We start from the raw sequence: 25,341 nt of genomic DNA, 5'->3' as shown, positions 1-25,341 counted from the left end.
TCAAGAGCAAATCGTGAATGCGGGATCGTGGGAGGAGGAGAGCGCGGCGCCGAGGACGTAGGGGGCGATGAAGGCCGCCAGTCGGCGGAGCGACGTTCTGTGCACGCGGAATTCAACCATGAAGTGCGAGCGGTGGTGCTGGAATTTGACGTCGTTGTCTGAGAAGCGCCCACGTGACGGCTTCGTGCCGTGGGGCAGGGCAAGCTTGACATGGCGAAGGGCGCGAACTCCTTCTGTGCCCATGGCAACTCATCGGAGATACGGGATCGCGGGCGGCCCCGGGCGTCGAGGGGCTTCGGCGCATGGGTACCAGGGCCGCGCGGCCCGCATCGGGAAATCAGGCTGGTCCGGGCTGCTGGCGTGCATGGCCATGGCGGGCGCCCTGGCCGGGAGCGCGTGCAGCTCGGATCCGGACCCCGGGGGGACAGGGGGAACCGGCGGCATGGCCGCGTCCAGCGGGAGCGCGGGCGGCGAGGGCGCGACCACGGCGACCGGCGCGGGGGGAGAGGGGGCTGGAGGCGACATCACGCCGGTCATGCCCGAGTTCGACCCCGAGGTGTTCGGCACGTTCGACACGTCGGAGCTGACGGTGTTCGCGTTCAGCCAGGTGGAGGTGAACGAGGCGGATCCCCAGGTGCTGGAGCTCGCCCCGGACATGGTGCCGAGAGCGTGGCAGCGCTGGCGCGACACAGGGATCCAGGCCGACGATTACGACGCCGAGTACCTGGCGAGCTGCCGCGAGCGCGGCATCCGCTTCGTCGCGGGCAGCACCGCATCCATCGTCTTCGAGGACGAGGTCGACAGCGAGGAGCAGTTTCTGGAGCAGACAACGCGCAACGCCGCGGGCGAGCTCGTAGCCCACGACCAGATCGTGCCAGGCGCGCACCGATCGAGCATGGCGTCTCCGAGCTACCGCGCGCGGCTCGTCGAGATGGGCAAGCTCCAGATCGACCTCGGCGTCGACGGGCTGAACTTCGACGAGATCAACGGAGGCTACGGGGGCGCGGAGTACGACGGCAACGAGGGGTTCGACGATCACCATGTAGCGGACTTCGGAAACTACCTCTGTCGCAGGCACGGCGGCCGTCCGGACGGCTGGCAGCAGGGGTTCGATCTCCTCCCCGAGGACGGGCTCGACTGCGGAGGAGCGCCCGAGACCGCCGGGAGAGGCTTTGATCTCCGCGGTTACCTCCAGCGCGTGAACGCCACGGAGAAGCCCTTCGACAGCGGGAACGAGCTGCTCGTCGAGGAGTGGGGCCGGACCGTGGGAAACCGTCCAGACCCGCAGCTCGGGACCTTCGTCGAGGTCTATCCGGCGCTCGTCTACTGGCAGGAGGTGGTGCTCGCGCTCCGCCGCTACGCGCGCGAGCAGCACGGCCGCGAGATCTTCATCTCGTCGAACGGCATCGTGCCGTTCGTCGACATGCAGAGCGTGGGCCTGTACGACTGGAACATCGACGGCGACGGCCCGCGCGGCATGAACTGGGTGCCTGTCGTGGAGGGACACCTCGACGGGACCGTGTCGTTCCAGACGGCCCTGCGGGGGCTCAAGGCGCGCTCGAAGCGCGTTCAAGAGCTCGTCGGCGGCAAGGAAGTCCCGCTGATGCTGTTCCTGGACTGGCCCAATGACATGATGAACCGCTACTACGGGCTCCCGCTGGAGGAGCGGAAGGACTATTTCCGCATCTTCGCCGCGGAGGTCTACGCGAACGGCCTGTACTTCGCCCTGCCGCTGCACACGACGACGGACGAGAGCACCGCGACCGCGCTCGAGATGATGGAGTTCTTCGCGCGCTTCCGCGACTTCTACAAGTCCCACGAGGACCTGGTCCACGGGGCGACCGACGTCACAGGGACCGTGACCCTCTCCTTCGAGGAGTGCGCGTCCGCCGAGCAGCCCGAGGCGTGCGCGGGCGAGAAGAAGATGAGCCACAACCTCGTGCGCCTCGCGGACGGCCGCACGGTGCTCCACGTGATCAACCACGAATACAGCGCAGGTGTTGTGGAGCAGGTGGGGGTGACGGCGAGCTTCCCCATGGACGCGAGCCCGACGCAGGTCACTGTCGCGTCGATCGACTTCGAGGAAGATCGCGTGGTGCCGTTCTCGTACGAGGACGGCGTGGTCACGGCGGTGATCGGGGCGCTCCCGGCCTCCGTCGCGATCGTCGCGGAGTGAGCGGGGCAGCGCCGCAGGCTCAGCTGTCCACCCGGGACGCCTGGGGGGTGGTTACTGGCCTGTGACGTAGAACACGCCCCGTAGATCCTCGGTCGCGGAGATGGCGCCCGGCTCGCCGCCCGGGGAGCGCCAGGAGGTCACGCGGAACTGATAGTACATGCCAGGATCGAGGGGACCGCCGTACTCGACCGAGACCTCGTCGACGCCGCTCGATCCCGGGATGCTCGACCCAGCGCACGTCGGGTCGTCCCCGAGGCACCACACGAGGTCACCATAGGCGTTGTAGACGACCACGGTATAGAAGTCCTCGCTGGCGTCGTCTCCCCACCGGAGCGTGGGCGCGGCCGTCACCGGCTCGGGATCCGTCGCGCCCGGGCCGATCACCGGCAGCGACTCCGTGATCTTGAACGAGGTCGGCAGCGCGACGTCCTCGCCGGGGCTCGGCATCTCCACGGTGACGAGCTGCGTGCCGGCGATGTTCGGGTCGGGATCGCGGACGAGGCTGTCGTTCTCGAACGCGGCCAGCACCACGTATTTGCCAGCGGGCACGCCGGAGATGCTGAATTCGCCGCTCACGTCGGGCGGCCCGCTGAGCGGCGTGCGCAGCCCTCGCGGCACCTCCCCTCGGACGAAGGCGTCGTTGAACGTGGACGCGACGACGACCACCACGCTGGTGGTCGAGCCGCCAGGAGCATTGACGATGTTGAGCGTGCCAGTCAGGGTGCCGAGGGCGGCGTCCGAGCGCGCCAGATCCACGCCCGTGACCGCCGCGTCCCCGACCTCCGCGGCCTTCGGATCGAGCGCGAGCCCCGCCGCGTAGCCGCTCACCGAGTAGCTGCCGGGCGGCACGTTGAAGATCGTGTAGGCGCCGCCGCGATCGGTCACCGCGCTGAACCCCTTGCCGCCCTCGTCCTCGGCCACGACGAGCACGCCGCCGGACTGCTCGTCCGCGAGCACCGCGCCCGAGATGCTCGGCAGCCCCCGCTGGTCCTCGGGCAGCGGGATCAGCGCGATATCCGTGAGCGCGGTCTCGATGCTCCACCCGTCGTCGCCCGACGTCGCCTCGCTGGAGGCGATCGGCAGCGCCGTGCGGAGCCCGCCCGGGAAGGGCTGGTGGTCCTGCGCGCTCGCCCGCAGCGTGAAGATCACGTCTCCGACCGGCGCGCCGTCCTCCGTGCGGGGCACCGGCACCTCGAGCACGTAATTCCCTGCGGCGTCGGTGGTCGTCACGTCCGTGATCGCGGTCGCCTGATCGTCGAGCGCGAGCACGAGCGCGCCCTCGATGCCCGCGGTGCTCTCGGAGTCGAAGACGCTCCCTCTCGCCAGCACGGGCGGATAACACGCATGGCCACCTGCGACGAGCTCGGCGCAGGTGAGCCCGCCTGCGCACAGCGGGGCCTCCGGATCGCACGCGCCGCCTTCAGCGATGCCGCAGATTCCCCCGCCGTCTCGCGTCTTGCCGCAAACCGCCTCGTCGAGGCAGAGATCGGGGCCCGCCGGATCGCACGCGCCGCCGGGCGGGGTCTGGCAGGTTCCGTCAGCGCCGCACGTCGTGCCTTCTGCGCAGAAGTCCTTCGCGTCCCCGGCGCAGGGGCCGCCGAGCGGAACTCGGCATGTGCCGTCGTCGCCGCAGACGGCATCGCCCAGGCAATAGTCGGTGCCGCCCGCATCGCAGCCGGCGCCGGGCGGCGCATAACAGATGTGGTCCTCGCCGCCCTCGGCGCACACGAGGCCGCTCGGGCAGCCGTCATCCGGAGCACATTCATCGCCGGCCTTCTCCGGGTCAGGCCCGCAGCCCAGCGCGACGAGCGGGAGAGCCACGGCGGCGGCCTGCGCGGCCAGACGAGCGTACTCGGCAACTTTCATTGAAGTATCCTCCCTCTTGTAAGTTGAAATGCGACGCGGTCGCCAGCGCGGCTCAGCGCTCACTCGCCCGGGCAATCTGGATGACGTGAGGCGATTGCCACTCTCGCCCTGGGCCAACGAGCTGGCCAGCACATGCCCCCTGCAGTGCCCGGGCGATCCGTGGACGGCTCAGCTTTTCTATTGTCCGAGGAAGTGCCACTTTCCGGGCCAGCGACCACGCAGGCCGACACGCGCGCTCGCGCGACGCCGGAGGTGTGTCCGGCGGCGCGCCGAGGCACACAGCAGCGCTATTGCGCGAGCGGCGGCGCGTGCTCGTCTGCGCGGGTGGCACCGGAGCGCGGCTCGACCGACATCTCGCCGGTGAGCACCGTCAGCGCGACCTTGATGGCGATCGTGAGCACCATGAACCCGACGGCCCAGATGCCCGCCGTGATCTTCCACTCGGCCATCGAGGGCACGTACTCGACGAGCTCGTGCAGGGTGCTCGGCACGAAGCCCGGGATGATGAGGCCCATGCCCTTCTCGATCCAGACGCCGGCGAAGGCGGCGACGCAGGCCGCGTTGAGGTAGGCGCGGCTCCCGCGGCTCGCCGGCAGGTGCAGGAGCGCCGCGGAGGTCACGTTCAGCGCGACCGCCGACCAGATCCACGGCACGAGCGCGCTCTTGCCGTGCAGGCCGAAGAACAGGTAGGTCACCGCGGTGCTGTGCGTGCCGCCGGTGTAGAGCGACGTGAAGAGCTCCGAGCCCAGCATGAACAGGTTGAGCAGGACGGTCACGCGGAGCACGGAGGTGAGCGTGCGGATCGGCCCGTCGCCCACGCGAAACCGGGTCAGCCGGGCGACGAGCTGGAGCAGCAGGATCACGAAGGCCGGGCCGGTGATGAACGCAGAGGCGATGAAGCGGGGGGCGAGCAGCGCCGAGTTCCAGAAGGGGCGGCCGCCGAGGCCCGAGTAGAGGAACGCCGTCACCGTGTGGATCGACACCGCCCAGCCGATGGACAGGAACACGAACGGCAGATACCACTTCCTGTCCGGCTTCCTGCCCAGGTACCTCGTGTAGATGAGGTAGCCCGAGATGTGCAGGTTGATGAACAGGTAGCCGTTCAGGACGATGGCGTCCCATGTCAGCATCGAGATCGGCCAGTTGAACCGCCCGAGCCCGGGCAAGATGTGCCAGAACCTGTCCGGTCGCCCCATGTCGGCCACGATGAACAGGAGGCACACGACGATGGCGGCGATCGCGAGCAGCTCGCCCAGGATCACGACGTCGTGCATCTCGTGGTCGTCGTAGAGATACGCCGGGATCACCATCATCACGGCGCCCGCCGCGAGCCCCACGCCGAAGGTGAAGTTCGCGATGTAAAGGCCCCACGAGACGTGGTCGCTCATGCCGGTGACGCGCATGCCCTCGGCGAGCTGGTGGGCCCAGGCGTTCGCGCCGACGAGGGCGATCGCCGTGAGCACGGTCATCCAGAGATAGAAGCGCCACGAGCCCTCGAAGCTCTGGCCGATGACCCGGAGCAGGAAGCGCGGGTAGGTGATGGCGTGCGTGTCGTTGCCCATCGTGGCTCCGCTCGCTCAGACGTCGAAGAAGTAGAAGAAGCGCGGCCGCGTGCCGAGCTCCTCCTTGAGGATGAAGATCCGCTTGTTCTCGAGCACCCAGCGGATCTCGCTCTTCGGATCCAGCAGGTTGCCGAAGACGCGCGCGCCCGTGGGGCAGGCCTCGAGGCAGGCCGGCATCCGGCCCTCGCGCGTTCGATGCAGGCAGAAGGTGCATTTCTCCACGACGCCCTGGGGCCGGATGCGGTTCGACAGGTAACCCTGGTCGGGGTTGATCTCGTCCGCGGGCACCTCGGGCTTCGTCCAGTTGAAGCGCCGCGCGTGGTAGGGGCAGGCGGCCTCGCAGTAGCGGCAGCCGATGCACCAGTTGTAATCGACGGCGACGATGCCGTCGGGCTCCTTCCAGGTCGCCTGGACGGGGCAGACCTTCACGCAAGGCGCGTTGTCGCACTGCTGGCACTGCACCGGCAGGTAGTATTTGCCCTTCGCGGGCACGGCGTGCTCATACGTCGCGTCGCCCTTCTCCATGTCGAAGCTGCCCTGATCCATCTCGAGCACGCGGATGTAGGAGTTGTTCGTGCGCCGATCGTGGTTGTTCTCCACGTGGCACGCCTCCACGCACTTGCGGCAGCCGATGCACACGCTCAGGCTGAGCGCGTAGCCGAACTGCACCCCTTCCTGCGGGCGGACGTCGCGGATCGTGACCTCGCGGCCGTACTCCTCGCGCGTCTCTCGCTCGAGGCGGTCGATGACCTCGGCGAGCTCTTCCCTCGTCATCTCCTTGTAATGGCGCTGCAGGAACTGATCGAGCGAGAGGTCCTTGCTCCACGCGCGGAGCGGCTCCATCGCGTGGGCGAACGCGGAGGCGCCGAGCGTGGCTCCGAGCACCTTGAGCGCGACGCGCCTGGATGTCTGGGTCATTCGTGGGCTCCTTCTCCTGCGCCGTGCGCCTCCACGAAGCGGTCGCGCGGGGGCAGGACAGGCATCGACGGCTGGAACGCCGGCACGTGCGGATCGTGGCAGTCGACGCAGTGGTTGCGCACCCGCGCGCCGCCCGCGTAACTGCCGTTCATCCCGCCATGAGCCCCGTTCGCGTAGTCGCGGAGCTGGGGGCCGTGGCACTGGGCGCAGAGCTGCATGGCGTCGCGCATCGGGAGGAGCGCGCCATCGGCCTTGCGCAGCGTGTCCTGCTCGCCGATCACGTGGCACGAGGCGCAGCTCAGCCCGCCGTGCTCGAACCTCAGCCCGACGTGGAACTCGTCGAGCTCCGCCGTCGAGGTCGGCAGCGCATCGGGCCTGCGGAGCGAATGGCATGTCACGCACGCCGCGCGGATCGGCCGGCCCAGCGAGTCCCGCTTGTCCGTGGCGATACCGGAGAGCTTGTCAGGGCGGTGGATGCTCGCGGAGGCGATCGGCGTCGCGTCGAGCGTGGGGCGCAGCCCGAGCGGCTGATCGCGACCCTGGCAGCCTGCCGCGTGCGTCACGCACAGGAGGCCCAGGAGCGCGGCGGCCCCGGGAAGACGAAGAGAGGAGTGCACGGCGCGTTTCGCATCGCACGCCACGTGCCATCACGCGCGTCCGGGGCGGCGCCGCGGCCCGCGGCTCCGCGCGGTGCAGGCCGCGCGTCCGGACGCACCGTTTGCGCTGCCCCGCGGTCCGCGCGCGCCAGGGATCTCCGGTGAGGAGCAGGGCGCGAGCCGCGATGGACGGGCCTCCCGGCGTCGATCTCGCGTGGCGTGGACCTTGCGATGTCGTGATCCGACGCTCGACCCGCTCGATCACATCCACCCGATCAACCCCAAACAGGCGTTCCGATGCCCCTCAGTGCTCTTGTCATCACGCTCTCCGATGAGCCCAGCGCGCGAGCGCGGGCGTGTCGCTCTCTCGCCGCGGAGGCGGCGCTCTCGCTCGGACCGCCGTGTGGCTCGAGGCTGCCCGCGATCGCCGAGACAGCGACCCTGCTCGCGGGGGAAGAGCTCGTGGAGCGGATGCTCTGCACCGACGGGGTGGACTTCGTCGATGTGGTCTCGGTCGACTTCTCGGATCTGGAGCCATGATGGATCGCCGCGATTTTCTGAGGTGCTCCGCGATGGGCGCGGCGACCGTGGCCGCCAATCGGCTCGCGCTGGGCAAGGACGGCATCGCCGCCGCCCAGGCGGCGCCCGGGGCGGGGACCGCCTCCGATGTGATCTGGAACAAGGCGCCGTGCAGGTTCTGCGGCACCGGCTGCCACGTGCAGGTGGGCGTGAAGGGGGGCCGCGTGGTCGCGGTCGCGGGCGACCAGAGCGCGGACGTCAACAAGGGCCTGCTCTGCGTGAAGGGGTATCACGTCGGCCTCGCCCTCTACGGCAGAGACCGGCTCACGAGGCCGCTGCTCCGCAAGAACGGCAAGCTCGAGCCCATCGGCTGGGACGAGGCCATCGCGATCGTCGCGCGGCGCGCGATGCAGAACCCGGCGGGGTTCGCGCTCTACGGCAGCGGCCAGTGGACGATCCCCGAGGGGTACGCGGCGAACAAGCTCGTGAAGGCGGGGATCGGGAACAACCAGATCGACCCGAACGCGCGCCTCTGCATGTCGTCTGCGGTGACAGGCTTCCTCTCCACCTACGGCGTGGACGAGCCGGCCGGCTGCTACGAGGATCTCGACAAGTGCGATGTCCTCCTCATGTGGGGGAACAACCCGGCCGAGATGCACCCCGTGCTCTTCTCGCGCGTCGTCGACCGGCGATCGCGGGGCGAGCAGGTGCTCCTCATCGATCTCACGACGCGGCGCACCCGCACCTCGGCCTTCTGCCAGCACACGCTGTATTTCAAGCCGAACACCGATCTTGCGATCGCGAACGGCATCGCGCACCTGCTCGTCGAGCGCGGGACGTTCGACCGGGCGTTCGTTGACAGGTTCTGCAACTTCCGCAAGCGGACGGAGCACCCCACCCTCGAGGGGCAGCCGATGAGCTTCGAGGAGTACAAGATGGCGCTCGCCGAGTACACCCCGGAGCGGGTGGAGGCGATCTCGGGCGTCGCCGCGAAGGACATCCGGATGCTGGCGGATCTCTTCGGGCGCCGCGATCTGCGGATCACGAGCGTCTGGTGCATGGGGATGAACCAGCACACCCGCGGCACCGCGATCAACGATCTGGTGCACGGTGTGCACCTGCTCAGCGGCCATTTCGGCAAGCCCGGCGACGCCCCGACCAGCCTGACGGGCCAGCCGTCGGCCTGCGGCACGGTGCGCGAGGTCGGCACGCTCGCCCACGGGCTCCCCGGCGGACTCGTCGTCACGAACGCAGAGCACCGGAAGGAGGCCGAGCACCTCTGGAACCTGCCCGATGGGCGGATCAACCCGAAGCCCGGCTACCACACGGTCGAGCTCTGGAAGCGCTTCTCGACCCCGAAGGAGCAGGGGGGCGACATCGACACCATCTGGGTGATGGTGACCAATCCAGGCCAGTCGCTGCCGAACACGAACGAGCTCTTCGACGCGAGCCGCAAGATCCCGGGCAAGTTCCTGATCGTGTCCGACGTCTACCCGACGGCCACGGTGCGCGCCGCGGACCTCGTCCTGCCCTCGGCCATGTGGGTCGAGAAGAACGGGATGTTCGGCAACTCCGAGCGCCGTACGCAGCAGTGGTTCAAGATGGTCGAGCCCCCCGGCGAGGCGCGGGACGATGCATGGCAGATCATCGCCGTGGCGCGCAAGCTCCACGACATGGGGCTCGCCGGGATGAAGGACAAGGACGGCCGTTTCCTGTTCGACATCCGGAAGGACGGCAAGGAGGTGCCGGTCTGGGACTACAAGCGTTACCACGACGTCAACGTCGACGAGCACCTCTTCGAGGAGTACCGCGAGTTCAGCCGGTTCAAGCACAAGGACCTGGCGCCGTACCGCGAGTACGTCAAGGCGCGGGGCCTGCGCTGGCCCGTCGTCGAGCAGCCCGACGGCTCGTGGCGGGAGACGCGGTTCCGCTTCGCGAGGTTCGACGACCCTTATGCCACGAAGGAGGAGATCCAGTTTTACCACTCGGTGACCAAGGACGACCGGGCGCTCATCTGGTTTCACCCCTACGAGCCGCCGCCCGAGTCGCCCGACGCGGAGTATCCCTTCTGGCTGTGCACGGGCCGCGTCCTCGAGCACTGGCACACGGGGTCGCTCACCATGAGGATACCCCAGCTACAGCGGGCGATGCCGCAGTCGTACCTGGAGATGAACCGCGAGGACGCGCGGAAGCTCGGTGTCGGCGACGGCGAGGTCGTGATCCTGGAGAGCCGGCGCGGCGCGCTCGAGCTGCCTGTCTGGATCGAGGGCCGGGGCGCGCCGCCGCCTGGCACGGTGTTCGTGCCCTTCTTCGATGAGACCGTGATGGTGAACCGCGCGACGCTCGAGGCGTACGATCCGCTCTCGAAGCAGCCTGATTACAAGAAGTGCGCGGTCAGGATCCGCCGCAAACCGCAGGCCAAGCGAGGAGAGGCGCGATGAAGGACGCTCGCGGCCTGCACGTCGGCCTCGCCGCGATCGTCGCTGTCGCGGCGGCGGGCTACTTCTCGGGAGTCCGCGGCACGGAGCAGGGGGTCGCCGAGCTGCACGGCGATCCCCCTCCGCCCTCGGCGAGCGTCGAGGCGCGCAGCTACGCCGACATGCGCGAGCGCGCGCACGGCCCGAACGCCGGCATGTACGAGGGCGCATTCGCCCGGCTCGAGGCGGCGGACGCCGATCTCTACGCGCCTGTCGAGCAGTCGGAGGCCGATCGAGAGGCGGCGCTCGAGCGGCGCGCTTCCCGCCGCGCCTACGACGGCGCGCCGCCCACGATCCCGCATCGCATCGAGCAGCTCGGCGTCCCGGATTGCCTGTCGTGCCACGAGCGCGGGCTGCGCGTCGCGAACCTCACCGCGCCCAGGATGAGCCACCGTCGCTACGAGAGCTGCACGCAGTGCCATGTCGTCGGCGACGACCCGAGGCCGCTCGCGGAGGCGCCGCCTCCGCCCGACAACACCTTTGCTGGTATGCCGTCGCCGCGGCGAGGCGCCCGCGCCTACGAGGGCGCGCCGCCCACGATCCCGCACCCGACGCTGATGCGCTCCGAGTGCGCGAGCTGCCATGGCGTCCATGGCGCCCTGGGCATTCGCTCGACCCACCCTTACCGGCAGAGCTGCACCCAGTGCCACGCCCCTTCGGCCGAGCTGGATCAGCGCGCGCCCACGCCTCTCTCCGCGTGGCCGCCGCCGAGCATGGGAGCGGACAGGCCATGAAGCTCCCCTCCACGGGTGAGACGGATGTCGGTCCCGAGATCCCGCTGCCTCCCTTGCAGGAGGCGGTGCTCGACGAGGCGACCCTCGATCAGCTCTTCTTCGACCTCGCCGAGGCCGCGGAGCTCGTCTCGGTGTCGCTCAAGGCCGGTGCGACTGCCCGCGCCGGCGATCTCCAGCGGGCCGGCAGCGCGGGCGGCGAGCTCGCCCTCGCCCGCCGCGCGCTCGGCGACGGGACCGCGCTCGGGGTGCAGATCCGTTATCGCTTCGCGGGCTCGGAGTGGTGGGACACGCTGCTCCGGGGGCCCTCCGGCGTGCGCCTCGTGCGCGTCCGGATCGAGGACGCTCTGGGATAGCGCGTCGCGCACGGGTGGCGCCGTCATTCGTCCTCATGCTCCTTGACGACATGATGATCCGAAGTCGCTGAGCGGACGCCGCCGGCGCGGCTCAGCGCTCTTCCGCATGGCTCATCAAACGCCGGACGGAGACCACCCACGCTTGCCTGGAGACCAGCCCGTCACCCGGGCGACCGCATGCCCTCTACAGTGCCCGCGCGATCTGCCGACGGCTCACCTTTCGTAACTGGCCAAAGCCGTCCACGTCGTGGACGAATGAACACGCCGACCCAACAGGCACCCTCGGCCAATCCGCGCGCGGCGAGCGCCGCGCGCGAGGCGCGCGGCCGCCCGGACACGGTGTAGAACAGCTCGGTTCGGCGCGGCGGCCCATGTCCTTATCCTGGTCGGACAGTCCAGTGCCTTGGCTTTCCATTCCTTGCGTGATTCTCTTGTCAGCCAGCAAATCCCCCGTATACTGATTGTGAGTCGCGCTCCTGCCGTCCGCCATGTCGTCCTGAGGCGTGTCGCAGCGCTCGTGTCGATCCGCCGGATCGAGGCTCCGACCGTCCCAGGTCCGTTCCGGCGATGCCCTGGACGGCGCGCTCGCCGCTGGCGCTCGTGAGCTGAGCGGACGCCGGAGCGCTGCCGCCACCGATCTTCGCTGTGGTCAAAGGCTCTCGAAGGGGGAGGACTCATGTCAAACGTGGTGATCAGGGACGGACAGGACATCGACGTTGCCCGCTTCTCCCCCGAGCGCCCCCCCGCGCTCGTGTTGGGAGACATCACCCTGGTCCGGCCCCACGAGATGGCCGGGATCCCGGTCATTGCGGTGACCAAGGACCCGACCGACGCGGTCGTGTGCTCGCGCCACGTGAGCGCCGCGTGCCTCGTGCCCGGCTTCGACGAGGCGAGCCGGGCCGCGTCCGCGGCGACCCTGCTGCGCCTCGGGGCGCGGCTCCACGCCGCCCTCGGACGCAGGATCCCGCTGGTCTACGGCACCGACCCGCAGCTCGAGCTCGTCTATCGCCACCGGAGAGCGCTGGCGCAGCACTTCCTCTTCCTCCTCAACGAGGAGGACGTGTGCTGGTCTCTCCTCGACAAGGAGGGTTTTTACGACCTCTGCGAGGCGAGAGGCGTCCTTGCGCCGCGCACGCTGCGGCCGGGCGGCGATCCCGCGAGCCTGCGCGAGCCGCTCCTCGTGAAGCCGCGCCGCAAGTCGGCCTGGGCCGAGATCCAGCGCGATCTGCTCGGCGGCGCTGGCAAGGCGCGCCTCTTCGACACGCGCGCCGAGCTCCTCGCGCACCCGCATTTCGAGCGCCTCAAGCAGGACCTGATCGTCCAGGAGCACATCCCGGGCGGCGTCGTCGATCTCGTGTCGTTCCACGGGTTCGCGGACGAGGAGGGAGAGTTGCTCGCATGGTTCTGCGGACGCAAGCTCCGCACCTACCCGGCCTTCGCCGGTGAGAGCGCGGTCGTCGAGATCACGGGCGACGAGGCGGTCGCCGAGGCCGGGCGCGACGTCGCCGCGAAGCTTGGGCTGAAGGGGCCCTTCAAGATCGACCTCGTCCGCGACGCAAGGAGCGGCGCGCTCTACACCCTCGAGGTCAATGCCCGGTATACCCTCTGGAACCACGTGGGCGCCGCGGCGGGCGTCAACCTGCCGCGCGTCGCGTACGACTACCTGGTCGAGGGCAGGCGCCCGCCTGCGCCGCCGCGCGCCGCCCCGAGCCACCGCTGGCTCGACCTCTACCGTGTCTACCGCGCGTTCCGGGAGCAGCGCAGCAGCGCGTCCCTCGCGGGTTGGCTCGGCACGGTCGCCGGGGCGCGCACCGTCTACGACGCGTTCGCCTGGGACGACCCGAAGCCCTTCGCGCGATGGGCCAGCTCATTCCTCACACGAAAGGTGGCAGGCCATGCTCTACGGGATCATCGCGGACATTCACGGTAACCTCGAGGCCCTCTCGGCCGTGCAGGCGTTCCTCGCGGAGCGGGGGGTGGAGCGCCTGCTCTGCCTCGGGGATATCGTCGGGTACAACGCGGACTCCGACGTGTGCGTGCGCCTGCTCGCGCGACCGCCGACCCTCGCGATCGCGGGCAACCACGACCTCATCGCGATCGATCGGATCGGCGTCGAGCGTTGCGGAACCAAGGCGACGTTCGCGCTCCAGCGCACGCGCGTCGCGCTCTCCTCAGACAGCAAGCGGGCCCTCGCCCTGCTGCCCAGGCGGCGCCTTATCGAGGGCGAGATCGTCCTTATCCACGGCGGCGTCGTCGACCCCTGTCAGTACATGGTGAGCCCCGCGCACATCGAGGCGAACGCGCTGCTCCTCAGGGAGCGCGAGCCGAGCGGGCGCATCTGCTTCTTCGGGCACACCCACGTCCAGGCGCTCTACGAGGTCGAGGCGGGGGTCGCGACGCCGCGGCCGACGGGCGAGCGGATCTCGCTCGGCCACGGGCGCCGGTGCTTCTTCATCAACCCCGGCTCGGTCGACGCGGCCCGGAGGCGCGAGAAGCTCGCCGAGCTCGCCGTCTTCGACTCGTCGCGACAGGAGATCTCGTTTCATCGGGTCCCTTATGAACACGAGCGCGCCGAGCGGCGCGCCGCCGAGGAGGGGTATCGAATGACATGGCTGGACAAGCGGTTCGCCGCGGCGCGGACGGCGCTTGCCCAGCTGCGGCCACGATGGCGCTGAGGGGAGCGACGCCGCCGCCGCGCCGCTGAGAGGCCCGGCAGAGCGGCGGCGGACGGCGTGCGGGGTTGTGCGGAAGGGAGGGGGAGATGCTGCGGTTTCACCTGGTCACCGATGTCGCCGAGCTCGGCGCGATGCGTGGGGCGTGGGAAGAACTGATGGGGCGGAGCGGCATGAACGAGCCGATGCTCACGCCGGACTGGATGCTCGCCTGGTGGCGCGTGTTCGGGGCGCAGGGCCGCTCGCTGCGCGCCGCGCTCTTCTTCGATGGGTCCCGCCTTGTCGGCCTCGCGCCGCTGCTGGAGCGCCGCTGCCGGCACCGGAGCGGCATCGTGTTCCGCCGGCTGGAGCTCATCGCCTCGGGGGAGGATCAGGCCGACGAGGTCTGCTCTTGCAACCTCGGTGTCATCGCCGAGCGGGGCGCCGAGGCCGACGTCGCGCACGCGCTCGCCGGCGCGCTCACGGGCGCGGCGCTCGGGGCCTGGGACGAGCTGGTGATGCCGGCCATGCGCCCCGAGGGCGCGCTCGCCGTGATCCTCTCGCGCGAGCTCCGGCAGCACGGCATCGACGCGCGGATCGAGGTCACGGACGCCTCGCCCTACATCCCGCTGCCGTCCAGCTGGGAGAAGTACCTGAGCGCGCTCTCCGCCTCGCGCCGCTACCTCGTGCGCCGCTCGACGCGCGATCTCGAGGCGTGGGCGGGCGGCACGCTGACGTTCGAGCGGGCGAGGACGCGCGCGGAGCTCGAGCGCGCGCGCGAGATCCTGCTCCGCCTGCACGCCGAGCGCTGGTCGGCAGATGGGCGCGCCGGCGTGTTCGCCTCTCCGCGCTTCCGCGAGTTCCACGACGAGGTGATGCCCGCGATGTTCGAGCGCGGCGCCCTCGATCTCGCGTGGCTCTCGGCGCGCGGCGAGCCCATCGCGGCGCTCTATAACCTTGTGTGGAACAACAAGATCTACTTCTACCAGTGCGGGCGCAGGGTCGACCTGCCGAAGGGGCTCCGGCCGGGGACCGTGATCCACGCCTTTGCCATCCGCGCTGCGATCGCGGAGGGGCGGCACGAGTACGATTTTCTGGACAGCCCTTGCCAGTACAAGCTGGCCCTCTCGCTATCGGCGCGGCCGCTCATCGAGCTCCGGGCCGCGCGCCCCTCGGTGAACGACAGCGCCCGCCGCGCCGCGGAGCTCGCCGCGCACGAGCTCCGCGCGCTCAAGCGGCGCGTCCTCGCGACGTGGCGCGCCGCCGCCGGGTCGCTCGCGCGCGGGCCCGCGGATGGCCAGGAGACCCGGCGCGGCGAGCCTGCAGTCGCCCAGGGAGATCCCGCCATCCCCCCGCGGGAAGCGCGTGAGCGAGCCTCCTCGGAGCGAGCTGTTCGCCAAGAACAGAAATCCTAGGCTTCCGTCCCGTGCTCTGTGGCCCTCTGTTCCTCTTCTGTGGGCAGAGGCCGGGGGCCGGAATCGGACGTTGCCCGGCGTCGCTGTGCGTCTCTCGAGGTGGCCTCAGAGGCCGACGGTAGCCCGGAAGAGCTGGCCGTGTCCCTCGATGGCGTAGCTCCCCGACGAGAACGGGACGAAGATCGAGCCACCCTGGCGGAGCTCGCGGGCAGCGCCGCGCGCGTCGACCAGCGAGGCCTGTCCCCTGGTGCAGAGGACGATCTCGGGGCCGCGGCGGTCATCGGTCCTCCAGGGGGCGGCGGCGTCGAGGTCGATGCGGGAGAGCCGGAACTCCGGCGCTGGCGTGTCATAGAAGGACTCCACGCCCACCTGGCGTGGCACGATGGGCTCGACACGCCACGGCGCGAAATCGAGGACGCGAACGAGCTCGTCGACGTTGACGCGCTTCGGCGTGAGCCCGCCGCGCAGCACGTTGTCGGAGCTCGCCATGATCTCGATCCCGACCCCTTGCACATAGGCGTGCAGCCGGCGCGGCGGCAGGTACAGCGCCTCGCCCGGCTCGAGGTGCACGTCATTGAGCAGGAGCGCGATCACGACGCCGACGTCGCCCGGGTAGAGCTCGTTCAAGCGGAGCGCCCAGCCAGCGGCCCGCGCGAGCCATCCGCCCGCCTGGGCGCGCTCCCGGCACGCCTCGACCACCGAGGACACGAGCTCGCGCCGGGCGGCCGGTTCGAGCGCGAGCAGGCCCTGAACGAGCCGCGCGACAGCGGCCGCGTCGATCGCGTCGGCGCCGCGCGGGACGAGCGCGTCCCCCGGGCCTCCGGCGAGGAGATCGAAGACCTCCGGCAGGGCCGTGGCCGGCCGGAAACCGCAGAGGGCGTCGAACGGGGTGAGCGCGCAGATGAGCTCGGGTTTGTGGTGCGGGTCGCGGTAGGTGCGCTCGGGGGCGTCGACCGGGACGCCGGCGGCGTTCTCCGCGTCGAACCCGCGCCGCGCCTGCGCTTCGTCCGGGTGTGCCTGCAGCGACAGCGGCTGGTCGGCCGCGAGCACCTTGAGCAGAAAGGGGAGCCGAGCGCCGAAGCGTTCGCGCGTCGGTCCTCCGAGGAAGGCGTCTGCGTGCCTGGAGATGGCGTCGATCAGGCGCTCTCGTCCCCCGTCGAGCTCGATGCACGAGGAGGCCGCCGGGTGGGCTCCCATCCAGAGCTCGGCCTGTGGCTTGTCGGAGGGGCGCTGTCCGAGCAACGTCGCGATGGCGTCCCGGGAGCCCCAGGCGTACTCCTGAACACGGTTCTCGAGCGAAAACATTGGGATAACGTGCTCCTGCAAGGCGCCACCCTAGCTCATGGCACCGGAGAAATCAGCCCTTGAGCGGGCTGTGCGCAGGCGCCGTTCCGGCTTTACGAGGTCGTGCGAGCGCTCTACGCTCGCCCGATGACGATGCGCCAGGACGACGCAAGGTTCACGCCCATCCTCGCGAGGCTGCGCGACGCCGCGCTGGCCTATCCAGAGGCCGTGGAGGAGTTCCCCTGGGGCGACCGTGTCGCCAAGGTGCGCGGGAAGATCTTCGTCTTCCTCAACAGCCACGAAGGGAAGCTACGTGTCACGGCCAAGCTCCCGCAGTCGGGCGAGGCCGCGCTCATGCTGCCGTTCGCGGAGCCAACGGGGTACAACCTCGGCAAGAGCGGCTGGGTGACGGCGCGCTTCGGCCCGAAGGATCGCGTGCCCGAGGCGATGCTGCTCGAGTGGATCGAGGAGAGCTACCGCGCGGTGGCGCCGAAGCGAGCGTTGCTGTCGCTGGGTGGCGCGGCGCTGGCGCCGGGGAAGCCAGTGAAGAAGGGGTCTCCCGCCAAGAAGGTGGCGGCGGCGAAGGGAGCTCCGGAGAAGAAGGCTGCGGCGAAGAAGAGGACTCCCGTCAAGAAGGTGGCAGCGGAGAAGGGAGCGCCGGAGAAGAAGGCTGCGGCGGAGAAGGGGACTCCCGCCGCGAAGGCTGCGGCGAAGAAGGGGTCTTCCGCCAAGAAGGCGGCGGAGAAGGAGAGCCGGCGAAGTCCATGACGCTTGTGAACGAGGCGGCGCCAGCGGACGCGGCCAGCGCGCCCGGCCGGTGAGGCTGAGTGCGTTCGTCGCCGCCGCGCGTCGAGACGGACTCTACACCCCGACGGAGGAACATCGATGCGCCACCGCGAGCCATCCAGGGATGCGTCGTCCGAGCCGCAACCGCAATCCGCCAGGCGTCCTTCGTCCCCACCACGCTGGCGCCGGCTCCGGTTCGTCGTGCTCGCCGTCGCCGTGCTCTACCTCCTCGCGGTCGCGTCGATCTGGCTCGCCCTGCCCCTCGTGGGCGACCGGTGGTGGCCAGGGACGCTCTTTCTCTTCGGCCCGCGCCGGATCGTCGCTCTCCCTCTCCTCGTGATCGTGCCCGCCGCGCTCCTCGTGCAGCGCCGCGCTCTCCTCCCGGCGGCGCTGGCATCCGCGATCGTGGCCGGGCCGATCCTCGGTTTCACGTTCTCTCTCCGGGCCCTTACCGGAGACGCCGACAGGCACGATCTGCGCGTCGCCTCCTTCAACACGGGCAGCCGCGCGATGGACATCGATCGACTCAAGGGCTTCGTGGCCGAGACCCGGCCCGACGTGATCGCGATGCAGGAGTGCTCGGCGTCGGAGCCGGAGCTGAACGCAGCATTTCCAGGATGGTCCGTCCACGTCGATACCGGGATGTGCCTTGTGAGCCGGCACCCTCTCCTCAAGGCCGAGTCCAGGGATCGCCGTGACGTCTGGGATCAAGGCGGCCACGGCGCGATCCTGCGCTACGAGATCGCGCTGCCGGACGCGCCACGGCCGAGCTCGGAGGAGCCGCCCGGGACCCGTGTCTTCAGCCTGCTCAACCTGCATCTGGAGACGCCACGCGAGGCGATCGAGGCGCTGATCCACGGCCTGTGGAAGCAGGCAGCGGAGCACGACCGCGTCATCGCATTGCGTGTCTGGGAGTCCGAGCTCGCGCGACAGTGGGTCGACGAGGCGCCCTATCCGGTCGTCATCGCCGGCGACTTCAACATGCCAGTCGACAGCGCCATCTACCGGCGCTTCTGGGCGGGCTTCGAGAACGCGTTCTCGCGCGCCGGCCTGGGGTTCGGTGCGACGAAGCGCACGCGCTGGTTTGGCGTCCGCATCGACCACGTGCTCGCCGGGCCTGGCTGGACGACCGAGCGCGCATGGATCGGCCCGGATCTCGGCTCGGATCACCTCCCCATCGTCGCCGACCTGCGCTGGAGTGGCACCCCGCGCGAAGGGCGCGCGGAGCGCTAGCGCGGCGACGCCGCGAGGACGAGCGGGGGAGGTTCGAGCCGGCCCGTCATGCGCGCGCGGGGCGCGGGCCGCACAGCGGGCGCAGCGCCTCGCGCTCGGCCGCGGACAGCACCGTGATGGGGTACTTCGGATCGCCGCTCGCGCGATCGAAGAACGGATGCGGCCACGCCTTGCCGCGGAGCTTCCAGCCGAGCAGCTTCCGGGCCACGTGCGCGAGGAATCGCACGCTCGGCCTCAGCGACCCGGGCGGCGGCTCGCCGATGGCGAACTTGCCCAGGATCGCGCCGCGCGGCGCGCCGAAGACCTCGTCGCACGGGCGCGCGCTCGGCGCTTGCTGGAACAGCTCGGTGACGATGCCGACGAACGGCAGTCGCGGCGTCAACGTGTTGCCGAGCGGCGTCTTGCAGCAGCTCGCGTACCAGCGATAGAGGCCCTTCGGCGTCAGGCGCACCGCGGTGACGAGCTCGCTGCCGCGGTCGAAGGAGACCGCCGAAGGAGCCACCTGCACGATGTCCGTGCCGCCCTGCTCATCGAGCAGGTCGGCGCGGCCGAGATGGTGCAGGAACGCCTGACAGTCGTCGCAGTAGCAGACGGCGCGGTTCACCGCTTCCGGCGATGCACCGCGCAGCCATCCATGGACCTTTCCGCAGCGACACTGGAGCTCGACGTCTCTGGACATTCGGCTCGCATAGCACGGCTCGACGCGCGCCGCGCGCGCTTCTGGTCGTCAGCGGTCGAGGAAGTCCATCAGCCACGTCATGGCCGGCCGCATGGTGCCGTTCGGCTGCTGGAGGCCCGTGTTGGCCCTCCAGGTGGAGCCGACGATGTAACCCCACAGCGTGACGCCGGGAACGGAAGGGTGATTCCAGAACATCGTGAACTGCTCCTGCATCACCCGGCGCTGCTCCTCGTCGTTCGCGATGCCGATATCGTACTCGGTGATGTACACGGGCTTGCCCAGCGACGCGAGCTTGTCGATGTACCCTTTCACCGTGCTCGTGTTGAGCCTGTATGCGTCGTGGGCCTGCGCGCCGAGCGCGTCGACCGGGGCGCCTGCGTTGATCACCGCCCTCGCGATCCGCATGAAGTTCTGGTGCTCACCCTCATACTCGATGTTGTTGTAGTCGTTGAGGATCAGCTTCGCGTTCGGGCAGAACTCGCGAGCCCACTTGAAGGAGTTGACGATCCAGTCATAGCCGCTGGCGCCGTCGCCGCCGATGCCGTTCTTGTAAGAGGGCGTCGTGTGGGGCGGCGGCTCGTTGACGACGTCGATGTACTTGGTGTCGGGGTAGCGCGCGCAGAACGACCGCATCCAGTCCCTCACGGCCGCCTGCTGCTCCGACCCGGAGAGGCCCGCGAGCCACTCTGGCTGCTGGCTGCCCCACACGAAGGTGTGCTGCTTGAACGGGATGCCGTTGTCCTTCGCGTACTTGTAGATCGTGTCGAGCTTGCTCCAGTCTTTCTGGCCGCGCGCCCTCTCGACGGAGCCCCACTTGCCCTCGTTCTCGGGCGTGATCTGGTTCCAGTAGTTCGCGAAGCCGGCGCGGACGGCGCCATTCGTCGTGATGTTGCCCACGAACTTCGCGCCGGTCGGGGTGCCGCCGCCGGAGCCGCCGGAGCCGCCCCCGCCACCGGAGCCGCCTGCACCGCCCCCGCCGCTGCTCGCCGAGGAGCTCGAGGACGAGCTCGAGCTGCTGCTGGTCGATGAGGAGCTCGAACTGCTGCTGCTCGATGAAGAAGAGCTCGTGCTGGTGCTCGAGCCTCCATTGCCCTTGACCGAGACGATCGTGGGGCTCCCGGTGCCGCTCGCGCAGAACCCCCATGACGCCGAGCGGCCCGCGGCGATCGAGCCATTGTAGCTCTCGTTGGTGACGTTCAGCTGCCCGCCGGACGGCGTGTAGCGCGCGTTCCACAGGCTGGTCACCGTGGCGCCGTTGAGCCCGACGACCAGACCCCAGGACGTGGCCGGGCCGGTGCTCGTGTTCGTCACGGTCACGTTCGCGCAGTACCCGCCGGTCCATTGCGACTGGAACGTGAGCTCGGCCTTCATCGTGTTGTCCGGGCTGCTCAACCCCGACTCGAGGGCGTCGCTGTCCTCCAGGTCAGCAGGCTCCATGGCGCAGGCGACCAGGCAGCACGCGAACGAAAAGGAGACAGTGCCAAGTAAGCGATTGATACGCATAAGGTCCTCCATGATCCGGCCGGCCGAGCCGCAGGGTTGTGCTCAAAGCAAATAAGTAAAACAGAGTTGCGTCAGCGAGCCCTGCAGCCCATCGGGTCGAATTTGTAAGATTGCGACCGGAGCGATACGCGATCGACAACGGCCGTTGCACGATCACACCGTGACTGTCGAAGCAAGGTTTACACGTGCCATGCGCGGCGCGAGACGATGCCGAGCATGCCATGTGACTTAAGCATGCAACTGGGAACCGATGTCAAGCGCTTCGCGCGATCGGTCTCCTGGTACAGTCACGTCGCATTCACTGGCCCGCGACGGAACGGCGTGCGTGCCGTCCGCCGTCCTGGAGCTGCAACGATGGTTCGATGGCCGAGCTGTGCGCTCAGGGGGATACCGTCGCTCCCGCGGTCTGCGGGCGCGAGGTCAGAAGTCCGGGCCGACGTGTGGCCCGCGGGCCGCGCTCACCCGGCGGGGTGTGTCTCGGCGTCCGCGCAGCAGCGGAAGCCGACCTCGTAGCCGTAGTCGTCTTCCTTGTGAAAGGTCGTCATCGGGCGGCACTGGCTCCGGATCGGACCCCACCATCCGCCCTTGAGCCCGCTGCGGTAAGGGGCCTTCTGATCGGTGCGCACCACCCACTCGTTGACGTTGCCGTTCAGGTCGAAGACGCCCGCCCACGAGGCGCACTCCGCGCGCCCGCCGGACGGCTCGCGGCCGTCCAGGCGCGCGAGCTCGGCGGCGCATCGCGCGTTCTGCTGGCACGCTTCGTAGTGGAGCAGCCGCTGCGAGTGGTCCGGAAAGCGGTAGTCTCGGTCCTGATTGCACGTCTCGGCATTCCGCTCGTAGCCGTAGACGTAAGGCTGCGATTCAGGGCCTTCGCAGGCGAAATTGAACTCGGCCTCGGTGCAGAGCCGCTTGCCCTCCGCCGCGCAGAGCCCGGCGGCTTGCTCCCACGAGGTCAGCGTGCGCGGCAGCGCGCCCGGGACATTCGGGTACTCGTACCGGTCCATGCAGAACGAGAGGTGCTGGGTCTTCTCGGCGACGCACCGCGACGGCTCGCGGAATCGCAAGCATCGGGCGGCGACCCCCGGCTCGCCGTGGCGCTTTGTCCATTCGGGATGGTACTCGAGGCATTCCTGCACCACGGCGCTGCAATACTCGCCCTCCACCCGCACCATCCCGTCGGGGCAGCCCTGGGTCGAGCCGGGCAGCGCGATCGGCACCTCGATCATCGCCGGCTGGTCCAGCGGCTCGTCGTTCTCCGCGGCCGGAAGCTCGACCGGCAGCGGGTCCGAGTTCTCCGCCTCCGTCGCCGGCGTCTCGACCGGCAGCGGGTCGGACATCTCCGCCGACTGCTCGGGAATCTCGACGTGCCGGGCGTCGCCTCCAGCTCCGCCCCCGCTCCCGCCGCTGTCCGAGGGACCGGTGCAGCTCGAGGTCGCAACGCCAAGCAGTGTCAGTACCGTGAAACCCAGGATACGCACGTTAACCTCTTCCCACGTTTGGCTACATCAGCCTACAGACGTGGGCCAAAATTGATGCTGACCCGGGCTCGCCTCGATTTCTCGCGAGCGTCGGGAGCCGTCCGGAGGCACTGCAAAATCTCGGCCTGCCTCCGCACCCCGGAAAACCGGTCTAGGGGGCTGTTTGACGTGGCTTTATCCCGTGGCGTGGCCGCCCGGTGGTCCAGGATGGCCGGCCAGCGCGGCCACCCCGGCACATCGGCCAGCGCGCGAACTGCGCGCCCTGCGTCCTCTTGCGCCGCGGGTCGGTCGCCGCCGTCATGTCGCGTCGACCGAAGGGCTCAGGCGGGGATCTGGGCCTCTCTCTCCTGTCACGCCGGCACGCCGCAAGCGGGGCAACTCAGGGGGTCAAAGCGCGTCCAGTATCCGCGGAACTGCACGACCCTTGCAGGTCTGGAAGCCTCGGCGTGCGCCGCGGGCGCTGGCGCCGGCGCCGACGGCCGAGCGATGCGAACGGGCACCGCGGCGCCAAGGCGCTCGACGGGGATGCCTGGATGGATCGGGCTCGGAACCAGTTCGCCAGGGCCGCTCTATCGAGTTTTGCAGAGGAGCGGGCGTGAGCGCAAGAATGGGTAGGGTTGTGTTACGTTATGGTGAATTGCACGAAATAATGAGTTGCCCATTGCGGGCGTCGAGGCCGGAGCCGCCGCTTCTATACGGGGTTCCCCTCGTCGTCCCACGTGGAGAAGCCGTGCGCGTCCGGGTGATGGGTCCTCACCACGCAGAAGCGCTGGCCGGTCGGCGCCTCGAGCACCCACCACGTCGAGGCCTGTGTGACCCGCTTGGCGCCGAGCCGCTCGAGGCGGCGCACCTCGGCTTCGACGTTGTCGGTCTCGATGTCGAGGTGAACGCGGCTCCCGTGCTTCACGCTCTGCACTTCGACCGAGAGATCGCGCGCAGACGCGTCCAGGCGGACGTAGGCCTCGCCGTCTTGGCCGCGCGATCGCATCCCGAGCGCCGCGCTCCAGAAGCGGGCGGCGCCATCGAGATCGTCGGTTCGGCAGTCGATGATGAACCCAGCCAGGCGACTCTTGTGCATGCGATCTGTTAGCACGGCCACCACGGTGCGGCGGCGACGCAGGGCGCCCACGTGAGATTGCTGCCCACGCACCAGCTGATGTGGTGCGTCGCCGTGGTCAGAGGTCCAGCGTCGGCTCCTGGAGCATCAGGCTCACGTCCGCCACGCCGGGCAACGCCTGCAGGCTCGTCACGAGGCCGGCCCGCATGTCGGGGTGGCGAACGCGGATCTGGTAGGCGTGCTCCATGACGGTGCCCTGCGCCGCCTCGCGCAGGGTCACGAGCGAGAAGGTGCCGCAGTGCTCGCGGAGGATGCCCGCGATCGGGCCGGCGATCTCCGCGCCGGCCTGGCCGGCCGGCGCCACGAACCGGAGCAGCCCGTCGGGCTGCCGGCGCGACCCGTAGCCGGTGACGTGGAGCAAGAGCGTCGCGACGCCGAACATCGCCGCCCCCGCGATCGCCGCGCCGTAGGCCCGCGCGCCGCTCGCCATGCCGATGGTGAGCGACGCGAAGACGAACACGACGTCGCGCGGGTCGCGCAGCGTGGTGCGGAACCGGATCGCGGAGACACCCCCCGCGATCCCGATGCCGGCCGCGATGTTGTTGCCGACGGCGAGCATGAGCGTGCACGTGATGATGCTGCCCAGCGCCATGCTCTGGACGACCGTCCGGGAGTACGAGAGGCCGCGGAACGTGAGCATGTAGACGCCGGCGATGCCCTGCGTGAGCCCGAAGGCGACGAGCAGGGCGAGGAGCGCGTCGCGCCACTCGACGGCCTCGCCGTGCGAGAGCGCGCTCAGCCAGTCCATCATTGCCACCCTGCGACCCGGGTCGCCCGCGCCTCCGGGAGCGTCAGCTGCGCGGTGACGCCGTAGCAGTACTTGGAGAACGAGTGCCGGACGAGCTCGAGGCGCCGCACGAGCGCCACCATCCACGCAGGCGGCCTGCGCTCGAACTTGAGCTCGAGGACGCAGACGGGCTCCGGCGTCTGCGTCTGGACGGGGTGGTCGACCGGGCGCCACCCCCCCTCGGAGGCGTCGAGATCCATCGTTTCCCTGCGCTGAGAGACGATCTTCCGGTCAAACGTCAGGCGCGCGTAGGTGTCGACGACGCTCTCGTACGCCTCGCGCTCGTAGTCGACGAGGAGCGTCGGTCTGAGGTCGTGGCGGTGGAACGCGCCGATGAACTTCTCCGCGCCCTTCCGCGCGCCCGGTGAGAGGTGATCGAGCGAGACGGGGCGGCCGTGCGCGAGCAGATCGCGCCACTCGCTCGCTGGCACCGCCGCGCGCGACTTGATGATCACATCCTGGACGCGCCGCTTCACCTCCAGGAAGGCCGGGCTGGTCTTCCCGGGATAGGTGCGCACCCGCAGCTTGAAGCGGTCGCGCTGCTCGCGGGCGTTGGCCCAGTAGAGGTCGAACCCGCGGGTGTCGAGGTAGAGCGACCGGATGCGGTACACGCCGCCCGGGCCGGCGTACCGGTCCAGCCGGCCGATGGCGCAGGCGGTGGCCCGGATCGCAGGGACCAGACGCTCCGGCACCAGGTATTTGAACTCGTATCGTTCGATGACGTCCAGGACTCTCGCCTCCTCGGTCGTCAAGGGCAAGCGCGCCGCGCTGCTGCGCGTCGCAAGGTTGTTACGGTAACCGCGCAATAATGACACAAATTTCGCCGGCGTCCGCAAGCGGAATCCATGGCCGCTCCGCGAGATCTTTGTGCTTTCCCTGCAACCCGCGCGCCTGCGGCAACGCGGCTGGGGGAGCGCCCGGCGCGGCTCGGGGCCAGCGCGGGCGCTGCTCCTTGCGGTGGCTCCTTGCGGTGGGCGGACAGGGGCTCGGGGCCGGCGCCGGCGGGGCGGGCCTTCGGCTGCCGGGGTGACGCGGGCCGGCGCGCTCCCGCGCCTGGGGCGGAGGTCGCTGCCTGTTTGTGCCACGAGCGCCCAGCTCATGATCGCGTCGTCATGAGTCGATGTCGTGAGCGGCTCCTCGCGAGGCGCGCCGCCGCTCGGCCGCGCAGTCTCTTCCGATCCCTGATTGACCCGATCGATCGATCGAT

The 25,341-nt window shown here is 69.7% G+C and carries 22 protein-coding genes; 10 read left to right on the top strand and 12 right to left on the bottom strand.

The genetic code is table 11. From position 1 onward, the window contains the following. Positions 1 to 243, bottom strand: coding sequence for a hypothetical protein (locus WMF11_RS26780; protein WP_437972718.1), 243 nt, complete (start codon positions 241 to 243; stop codon positions 1 to 3). On the opposite strand from WMF11_RS26780, the gene WMF11_RS26775 reads away from it, so the two are divergent. After that, positions 242 to 2,176, top strand: a complete 1,935-nt coding sequence (locus tag WMF11_RS26775) for a hypothetical protein (RefSeq protein ID WP_437972717.1) — start codon at positions 242 to 244, stop codon at positions 2,174 to 2,176. The two genes, WMF11_RS26780 and WMF11_RS26775, sit on opposite strands and share 2 nt — an antisense overlap. Positions 2,177 to 2,227: 51 nt before the next feature. On the opposite strand, the gene WMF11_RS26770 is transcribed toward WMF11_RS26775, so the two are convergent. The 4 genes from WMF11_RS26770 to WMF11_RS26755 form a co-directional block, all read right to left on the bottom strand. Next, complete coding sequence (locus tag WMF11_RS26770; RefSeq protein WP_437972716.1) at positions 2,228 to 4,042, bottom strand: hypothetical protein; 1,815 nt, start codon at positions 4,040 to 4,042, stop codon at positions 2,228 to 2,230. A gap of 287 nt (positions 4,043 to 4,329) precedes the next feature. Beyond that, complete coding sequence (gene dsrP, locus WMF11_RS26765; protein WP_437972715.1) at positions 4,330 to 5,604, bottom strand: sulfate reduction electron transfer complex DsrMKJOP subunit DsrP; 1,275 nt, start codon at positions 5,602 to 5,604, stop codon at positions 4,330 to 4,332. A 15-nt stretch (positions 5,605 to 5,619) separates the two neighbouring features. Next, positions 5,620 to 6,522, bottom strand: a complete 903-nt coding sequence (locus WMF11_RS26760) for a 4Fe-4S dicluster domain-containing protein (RefSeq protein WP_437972714.1) — start codon at positions 6,520 to 6,522, stop codon at positions 5,620 to 5,622. Next, on the bottom strand, positions 6,519 to 7,139 hold the full coding sequence (locus WMF11_RS26755) for a hypothetical protein (protein ID WP_437972713.1): 621 nt from the start codon (positions 7,137 to 7,139) through the stop codon (positions 6,519 to 6,521). Before WMF11_RS26755 ends, WMF11_RS26760 begins: the two co-directional genes overlap by 4 nt. Before the next feature lie 276 nt (positions 7,140 to 7,415). Here WMF11_RS26755 and WMF11_RS26750 point away from each other — a divergent pair, with 276 nt between their 5' ends. From WMF11_RS26750 to WMF11_RS26720, 7 genes are all read left to right on the top strand, one after another. Further along, positions 7,416 to 7,658 carry a hypothetical protein gene (locus WMF11_RS26750; RefSeq protein ID WP_012237335.1) on the top strand — a complete coding sequence of 81 codons (243 nt, stop codon included), beginning with the start codon at positions 7,416 to 7,418 and terminating at the stop codon, positions 7,656 to 7,658. Continuing rightward, positions 7,655 to 10,078, top strand: a complete 2,424-nt coding sequence (locus tag WMF11_RS26745) for a molybdopterin-dependent oxidoreductase (RefSeq protein WP_437972712.1) — start codon at positions 7,655 to 7,657, stop codon at positions 10,076 to 10,078. Before WMF11_RS26750 ends, WMF11_RS26745 begins: the two co-directional genes overlap by 4 nt. After that, complete coding sequence (locus tag WMF11_RS26740) at positions 10,075 to 10,848, top strand: nitrate reductase cytochrome c-type subunit (protein WP_437902125.1); 774 nt, start codon at positions 10,075 to 10,077, stop codon at positions 10,846 to 10,848. The genes WMF11_RS26745 and WMF11_RS26740 overlap by 4 nt, the downstream gene beginning before the upstream one ends. Next, a complete protein-coding gene (locus tag WMF11_RS26735) occupies positions 10,845 to 11,201 on the top strand; it encodes a hypothetical protein (RefSeq protein WP_437972711.1) in 357 nt (118 codons plus the stop codon). Before WMF11_RS26740 ends, WMF11_RS26735 begins: the two co-directional genes overlap by 4 nt. Before the next feature lie 676 nt (positions 11,202 to 11,877). Continuing rightward, the gene (locus tag WMF11_RS26730; protein WP_437972710.1) at positions 11,878 to 13,131 is read left to right on the top strand and encodes a carboxylate--amine ligase; all 1,254 of its coding nucleotides are present in this window, start codon (positions 11,878 to 11,880) and stop codon (positions 13,129 to 13,131) included. Next, the gene (locus WMF11_RS26725) at positions 13,097 to 13,876 is read left to right on the top strand and encodes a metallophosphoesterase family protein (protein ID WP_437902122.1); all 780 of its coding nucleotides are present in this window, start codon (positions 13,097 to 13,099) and stop codon (positions 13,874 to 13,876) included. Before WMF11_RS26730 ends, WMF11_RS26725 begins: the two co-directional genes overlap by 35 nt. 86 nt (positions 13,877 to 13,962) lie before the next feature. Beyond that, positions 13,963 to 15,267, top strand: coding sequence for a GNAT family N-acetyltransferase (locus tag WMF11_RS26720; RefSeq protein ID WP_437972709.1), 1,305 nt, complete (start codon positions 13,963 to 13,965; stop codon positions 15,265 to 15,267). A gap of 105 nt (positions 15,268 to 15,372) precedes the next feature. On the opposite strand, the gene manA is transcribed toward WMF11_RS26720, so the two are convergent. Further along, positions 15,373 to 16,572, bottom strand: a complete 1,200-nt coding sequence (gene manA / locus WMF11_RS26715; RefSeq protein ID WP_437972708.1) for a mannose-6-phosphate isomerase, class I — start codon at positions 16,570 to 16,572, stop codon at positions 15,373 to 15,375. 126 nt (positions 16,573 to 16,698) lie between these two features. Here manA and WMF11_RS26710 point away from each other — a divergent pair, with 126 nt between their 5' ends. Then, entirely contained in the window at positions 16,699 to 17,319 is a 621-nt protein-coding gene (locus tag WMF11_RS26710) for an MmcQ/YjbR family DNA-binding protein (protein ID WP_437902119.1), read from the top strand. A gap of 219 nt (positions 17,320 to 17,538) precedes the next feature. Beyond that, positions 17,539 to 18,570 (top strand): endonuclease/exonuclease/phosphatase family protein, encoded by a 1,032-nt coding sequence (locus tag WMF11_RS26705; protein ID WP_437972707.1) that lies wholly within the window; start codon positions 17,539 to 17,541, stop codon positions 18,568 to 18,570. A gap of 46 nt (positions 18,571 to 18,616) precedes the next feature. On the opposite strand, the gene WMF11_RS26700 is transcribed toward WMF11_RS26705, so the two are convergent. The 6 genes from WMF11_RS26700 to WMF11_RS26675 all read right to left on the bottom strand — a co-directional run bounded on the left by WMF11_RS26700 (position 18,617) and on the right by WMF11_RS26675 (position 24,892). Then, entirely contained in the window at positions 18,617 to 19,249 is a 633-nt protein-coding gene (locus tag WMF11_RS26700; RefSeq protein WP_437540800.1) for a DUF6151 family protein, read from the bottom strand. A 48-nt stretch (positions 19,250 to 19,297) separates the two neighbouring features. Next, complete coding sequence (locus tag WMF11_RS26695) at positions 19,298 to 20,752, bottom strand: endo-1,4-beta-xylanase (protein ID WP_437972706.1); 1,455 nt, start codon at positions 20,750 to 20,752, stop codon at positions 19,298 to 19,300. A gap of 458 nt (positions 20,753 to 21,210) precedes the next feature. Continuing rightward, positions 21,211 to 22,230, bottom strand: coding sequence for an SUMF1/EgtB/PvdO family nonheme iron enzyme (locus WMF11_RS26690; RefSeq protein ID WP_437972705.1), 1,020 nt, complete (start codon positions 22,228 to 22,230; stop codon positions 21,211 to 21,213). Between the two features lie 691 nt (positions 22,231 to 22,921). Next, on the bottom strand, positions 22,922 to 23,308 hold the full coding sequence (locus tag WMF11_RS26685) for a VOC family protein (RefSeq protein ID WP_437902114.1): 387 nt from the start codon (positions 23,306 to 23,308) through the stop codon (positions 22,922 to 22,924). Between the two features lie 97 nt (positions 23,309 to 23,405). After that, the gene (locus WMF11_RS26680; RefSeq protein WP_437972704.1) at positions 23,406 to 24,098 is read right to left on the bottom strand and encodes a DUF4956 domain-containing protein; all 693 of its coding nucleotides are present in this window, start codon (positions 24,096 to 24,098) and stop codon (positions 23,406 to 23,408) included. After that, positions 24,095 to 24,892, bottom strand: a complete 798-nt coding sequence (locus WMF11_RS26675; protein ID WP_437972703.1) for a polyphosphate polymerase domain-containing protein — start codon at positions 24,890 to 24,892, stop codon at positions 24,095 to 24,097. The genes WMF11_RS26680 and WMF11_RS26675 overlap by 4 nt, the downstream gene beginning before the upstream one ends. Between the last annotated feature and the right edge of the window lie 449 nt (positions 24,893 to 25,341).

It is taken from the genome of Sorangium sp. So ce295, assembly GCF_051527405.1.
Lineage (GTDB): Bacteria > Myxococcota_A > Polyangia > Polyangiales > Polyangiaceae > Sorangium > Sorangium cellulosum_B.
The sequence above is the reverse complement of the archived record's forward strand: the minus strand, read 5'-3'. Positions and strand labels throughout refer to the sequence as shown.

What these genes read in the sequence shown, in the direction of transcription:
- WMF11_RS26775 (WP_437972717.1), top strand. Translation starts at nt 242, where the DNA reads ATGGCAACTCATCGGAGATACGGGATCGCGGGCGGCCCCGGGCGTCGA.
- WMF11_RS26780 (WP_437972718.1), bottom strand. Translation starts at nt 243, where the DNA reads ATGGGCACAGAAGGAGTTCGCGCCCTTCGCCATGTCAAGCTTGCCCTG.
- WMF11_RS26770 (WP_437972716.1), bottom strand. Translation starts at nt 4,042, where the DNA reads ATGAAAGTTGCCGAGTACGCTCGTCTGGCCGCGCAGGCCGCCGCCGTG.
- dsrP (WP_437972715.1), bottom strand. Translation starts at nt 5,604, where the DNA reads ATGGGCAACGACACGCACGCCATCACCTACCCGCGCTTCCTGCTCCGG.
- WMF11_RS26760 (WP_437972714.1), bottom strand. Translation starts at nt 6,522, where the DNA reads ATGACCCAGACATCCAGGCGCGTCGCGCTCAAGGTGCTCGGAGCCACG.
- WMF11_RS26750 (WP_012237335.1), top strand. Translation starts at nt 7,416, where the DNA reads ATGCCCCTCAGTGCTCTTGTCATCACGCTCTCCGATGAGCCCAGCGCG.
- WMF11_RS26745 (WP_437972712.1), top strand. Translation starts at nt 7,655, where the DNA reads ATGATGGATCGCCGCGATTTTCTGAGGTGCTCCGCGATGGGCGCGGCG.
- WMF11_RS26740 (WP_437902125.1), top strand. Translation starts at nt 10,075, where the DNA reads ATGAAGGACGCTCGCGGCCTGCACGTCGGCCTCGCCGCGATCGTCGCT.
- WMF11_RS26735 (WP_437972711.1), top strand. Translation starts at nt 10,845, where the DNA reads ATGAAGCTCCCCTCCACGGGTGAGACGGATGTCGGTCCCGAGATCCCG.
- WMF11_RS26730 (WP_437972710.1), top strand. Translation starts at nt 11,878, where the DNA reads ATGTCAAACGTGGTGATCAGGGACGGACAGGACATCGACGTTGCCCGC.
- WMF11_RS26725 (WP_437902122.1), top strand. Translation starts at nt 13,097, where the DNA reads ATGCTCTACGGGATCATCGCGGACATTCACGGTAACCTCGAGGCCCTC.
- WMF11_RS26720 (WP_437972709.1), top strand. Translation starts at nt 13,963, where the DNA reads ATGCTGCGGTTTCACCTGGTCACCGATGTCGCCGAGCTCGGCGCGATG.
- manA (WP_437972708.1), bottom strand. Translation starts at nt 16,572, where the DNA reads ATGTTTTCGCTCGAGAACCGTGTTCAGGAGTACGCCTGGGGCTCCCGG.
- WMF11_RS26710 (WP_437902119.1), top strand. Translation starts at nt 16,699, where the DNA reads ATGACGATGCGCCAGGACGACGCAAGGTTCACGCCCATCCTCGCGAGG.
- WMF11_RS26700 (WP_437540800.1), bottom strand. Translation starts at nt 19,249, where the DNA reads ATGTCCAGAGACGTCGAGCTCCAGTGTCGCTGCGGAAAGGTCCATGGA.
- WMF11_RS26695 (WP_437972706.1), bottom strand. Translation starts at nt 20,752, where the DNA reads ATGCGTATCAATCGCTTACTTGGCACTGTCTCCTTTTCGTTCGCGTGC.
- WMF11_RS26685 (WP_437902114.1), bottom strand. Translation starts at nt 23,308, where the DNA reads ATGCACAAGAGTCGCCTGGCTGGGTTCATCATCGACTGCCGAACCGAC.
- WMF11_RS26680 (WP_437972704.1), bottom strand. Translation starts at nt 24,098, where the DNA reads ATGATGGACTGGCTGAGCGCGCTCTCGCACGGCGAGGCCGTCGAGTGG.